Origin of the sequence: Methylobacterium sp. Leaf361 (assembly GCF_001424445.1) — a bacterium.
Taxonomy (GTDB): domain Bacteria; phylum Pseudomonadota; class Alphaproteobacteria; order Rhizobiales; family Beijerinckiaceae; genus Methylobacterium.
Genome location: NZ_LMPY01000069.1, coordinates 1 through 4,090, shown reverse-complemented (window position 1 = coordinate 4,090; position 4,090 = coordinate 1). Strand labels below are relative to the sequence as shown.

General features: G+C 57.8%; 4 protein-coding genes. All 4 read right to left on the bottom strand.

Annotated elements, in window-relative coordinates:
* Positions 1-620 precede the first annotated feature (620 nt).
* Positions 621-1,250: a TadE/TadG family type IV pilus assembly protein gene (locus ASG32_RS33080; protein ID WP_107352014.1), complete on the bottom strand. Its 630-nt coding sequence runs from the start codon at positions 1,248-1,250 to the stop codon at positions 621-623.
* Between the two features lie 15 nt (positions 1,251-1,265).
* Entirely contained in the window at positions 1,266-1,856 is a 591-nt protein-coding gene (locus ASG32_RS29535) for a TadE/TadG family type IV pilus assembly protein (RefSeq protein WP_056533425.1), read from the bottom strand.
* Positions 1,857-1,925: 69 nt separating this feature from the next.
* Positions 1,926-3,017, bottom strand: a complete 1,092-nt coding sequence (locus ASG32_RS33075) for a TadE/TadG family type IV pilus assembly protein (protein ID WP_082558103.1) — start codon at positions 3,015-3,017, stop codon at positions 1,926-1,928.
* Positions 3,018-3,441: 424 nt separating this feature from the next.
* The coding region (locus ASG32_RS33065; protein WP_206780044.1) for a MerR family transcriptional regulator at positions 3,442-4,090 on the bottom strand (649 nt) is incomplete at its 5' end.

Sequence of the window (4,090 nt, the reverse complement as noted above, 5' to 3'; positions counted from 1 at the left end):
GAACCGAGCACTTCAGCGCCGCTCGCTCGCCCAGCCATCGTCACGCGACCGACGATGCACTAACTTCGAACCTGGGCCACCGCATGGGGGCAGGCCACCACGGGCACAAGCGAACTCGATCTCGGCACATGCCGGATGGCTGGCGATGGTGGAGCGGCGACCGGGCTTCTGACGGGTAGGTGCGTCGGGCGACATGCGGGCGGGCTCCACCGGTTGATCCGGATCGCAGGGCCCGCGGCCAACCCTGTCTCGGGTAGCCCAATGGCATGTCGCAGCGTCGGCTAAAGCCGATGACGACGTGAGAACATATCGTGAAACTCCGTCCCGAATCAAGAGCCGGGTCTTCGTTCAAGGCGTCCAGCCCGTCGTAGTATCGGAAGAATTCGGCAAGGCCACTGTGAGAGCGATCGCGACCGCATGACCTAACCGAGCTAATTGCCGCATCTCACGACAAGACGCATGCGGCTAAACGTAAACGATCTCTAGCATTCTACCTTACATAGCAATCTAACCGAGGACCACCTGGCTTCAATAGGCGCGATCGGGGCGAAAGGGCAATGATTTCAAATATTAATATCTTCCGTGCACTCACTAAAACTGTATCTCCATCGAAAGTCATCTCATGAGCATGCTTTGCCATCAGGGAGAATGACCTCATTGTAAGAGGATTTAATTGCCTGTCCGCCTCTTACAGGCCAGGGCACACTCGCCTTGAATGTAAATTGATTATTTGCCCCTCCAACAAACCGCATCAAATTACCTCCAAACATTGCCGGATATGGAACAGTCACTTCGGCTAGGACATACCGCATTCCGGCAAGTTGGAAACCCTCCGGCACTTTGAGGTCGGACGCCGTTCCTACCGTCCTCGCTGTACCGTTGCTGGTGGCGTAACTGGAACACACTCGCGGTTGGCCAGCCCCATCAGCTGCGACTCCCAGGGCGCTAATCACAATCTTAGCTCCGCTGATCGGGTACGGGCTCAACACGAGCTTGGCCGAGGCGAGGATATCGGTCATCGTCGCCGCCGTCATCGGGCTCTGCGTGTCGCCTTGGGAAGTAAGATCCGCCACAGCGCGGGCCAACATGGTGACTTTGCGGTAGTGGTCGATCGCCCGCCCAAACTCCGTCGTGCCGAACAACAAAGCCAACATCACCGGCAGAACGAGAGCAAACTCCAGAGCGGCCACGCCTCTGGTGTTGCCGGAGAAGTCCGACGCCACCCAGATGCAGCAGACGGCTTTGTGCATCAACCGCTTCATAGATCAGCAGCCTTGGCCCGATGATGTGTCATAGGGCTCGGTTCGGAACACTGCCGTCGACTGTAGCAGCCGGGATCCGTCACTAAAGCTCGGAATGCCAGCATACAGAAAGCTGAAGACGACGCGGTATTTAACTGCTGCTGTGACGACCACGATCGCGCCGGGTTGTGCGCAGCTGTAGTTCGTGCCGAAGCCCTTTGCCCAGTCGCCAGTCTTGCCATCGACGGGCGTTGGCACGCTCCCATTGGCGAAAGAGCTGCTCAGAGCCACGTTCAGTTTCAAGGCATTGCAGTCGAATACGGTTGCGACGCGGCTCGAACTCGCACCGCACATCGTGTTCTTCATGGCGGCGAGCAAAGCGCTGGTGTCAGTCTGGCCCGTGTTCGCCTTCTGGAACTGCCCCGTGTAGATCGTCCGGCCTGCACGCTGGAGCGCATCGTCCAAATTGCGGCCGGCCCACACCAACAGGCTGGTCTGAAGGATGACTGCCAGCATCCCCAAAAACGGGAAGGCGACCAGCGCGAACTCGACAGCGGTCGCTCCGTCCTCCAAGTCGGCGAGACGGTAGATAGCTCGTGCACCTCTGTTCTGCATGGATCGTGAAATCGATGAGGGAGAAGGCATCCAAGAGGCTCGGGTAACGCGAATGGTGCTCCGGGCGGATCACTCAACAATCCGGAGCTTCTTGTCAGACACCTTGATCAAGGTGGGGCAGGAGACGATCACGCGGATGTCGTCATAGTCTCGATCACTGCCCGCATTGGGCGGCCGGTCTTCCCAGCCAAAATACATGTATTTGCCGTCGCTACAGCTAGCAGTCGACGTGGCCGGATTGTGCGTAGTATGACTGTTAGGCAAAATGCCGCCGTCTGATTTATTTTTACATTGCCTTAGGGTATCGCATACAATGGTCTCCAAGATTGGATTGGATACCATGTTTATGGGAGACAAAGCAGTTCCATTGTAAACTCGATACCCACTCATGCTCATTGACTGTACGCGCGAGCCGGTATCGATAACTGTATCAGTGTAATACTGGTACACTTCCTGTTTTGGATCGTCCCATGTAGATTTGTTGTTTCGACCATTTCGAACGTTGCGAAGCATGTAGCTGGGCGCTTCGTTTGCGCCGCATGTTGGCAGCTTGTACTTGGAGTAATCGCTAGGCGGCGTCGCGTTGTCGGCAATTGGCACGGGAGCAGTTCGCCCTTTGGAGCTGCTAGCCTGTTTTGCGGGATCCGAAGAATAGCAATACATATATATGCGATTGTAGTCGTCGGCCTCGGGCGACAATTGGCTAAAAGTCGGCGGGCTTGTCTGGTATACTGGAGCAACTCGGTTGACGGTGGTGGCTGTCCCCACCGTGATCTGCCGGGGCATTCCAGGGAGAAGGTGAAGCAGGCTTGTCTTCAAGGTCGTGGAGATCGTCACACGGTAGTTGGCGCCATCTATCCAGGTGCCGTTGACCTGAAAGCCGCCAGCGGTGCTCGAAGTGCCAAGACGGGAATTGAGTTGAGCGCTGGCAAGGCGGAGGCCCTCGGTGGCAGCCGCTACTGTGTCTGCGTTGGCTACGAGCAGCGCAGTTGCGTCGGCGACGCTGGCCTCGACAGCGCGAATGCGGATTGCATTGCTATAATCGATGACGAGCCCGCTTGCACCAAGTAGCAATGGCAGGCTGAGGCCAAATATAAGAATTACATTTCCGCGCCTGTCTTCGACAAACGGCCGCAATCCGTTTGTCATGTCGAAACGCATTTGGCCTCTCCCTGCGCAAGCGGCCCGCAGCAGCAACCGAGCGGCAGAATGCACACAATCACATGAATGAGACCAGCTTTAAATACGGCCTTTAGAGCCAATAAATCCCTTATTAGGCTGACATACTATCATTATTTACGGGAATAAGGTTAATTAATTCTTAATATTCAATTGAGTAAGACATATGCCCTACTATTCGTCACGCGCTAAGATGAGCTTTTGAGCGGCCTGTAGTGCGCAAATCACGTCGTTGAGCCGCTCCAGTGGTATCCTAATACCCTTTGGTGTCTCAGCCATGATGCCCCGGCCGTTCAAAGCAGCGATGCGGAGATCCAGGCCCATATCGCCGCGCTTCTCCCGCAGGGTGGCACGAATGGACTCGCGTCCGCTCTTTCGGATCTCAGCGACGAGGCGATCAGGCCGATCAGGCATTGGCTGCCTCGGTGCGACGGCCCCGCGTGACGCATTGATCCGCGATGGCGCGGCATGTGGCTGGATCAGTCAGCGCGCCAAGAAGGGCGGCCTGCTGGTCTGGAGAGAGGTGAGCCAGGGCGAGCCCGGCAGCCAGCACCTCGGCCGGATCTCCAGACACCTCGTTGCGACCGACGGCGCGCACAAAGGCGGGACCCCGTTCCTGGAAGGTGCGACGGAGGCCATCGAGCGTCAGCCCTCGATCATGCAGGAGGGTGCGAATGCCCTGCAGGACCTCGATGTCCTCCGCACGGTAGTACCGCCGACCATTTCGGCGCACTGGCCTCAGATACCCGAACTCCTTCTCCCAAAAGCGGAGCACGTGCTGCTGTAGAGCTAGCTCTTCGGCCACATCGGCAATGCCGCGGAGGATCATGCTGCCACCCGCCGGCAAGCCAACGCCGCAGCCGCCGCATCGATATCCGCGAAGGTCCCAATAGGAAGCCCGGCAGGATTGTAGGCGTACACGCAGCGCGTTCCGCCTCGCACGACGCTGCTCATCAGTAACCGATCGGCTGGCACCACGCCCGGTCTGAGCGCGGCGTGCTAAACTGCGCGGATGGCGGTCGACGAGGAGCGCATCGACGAGGCGGTACTCGCCC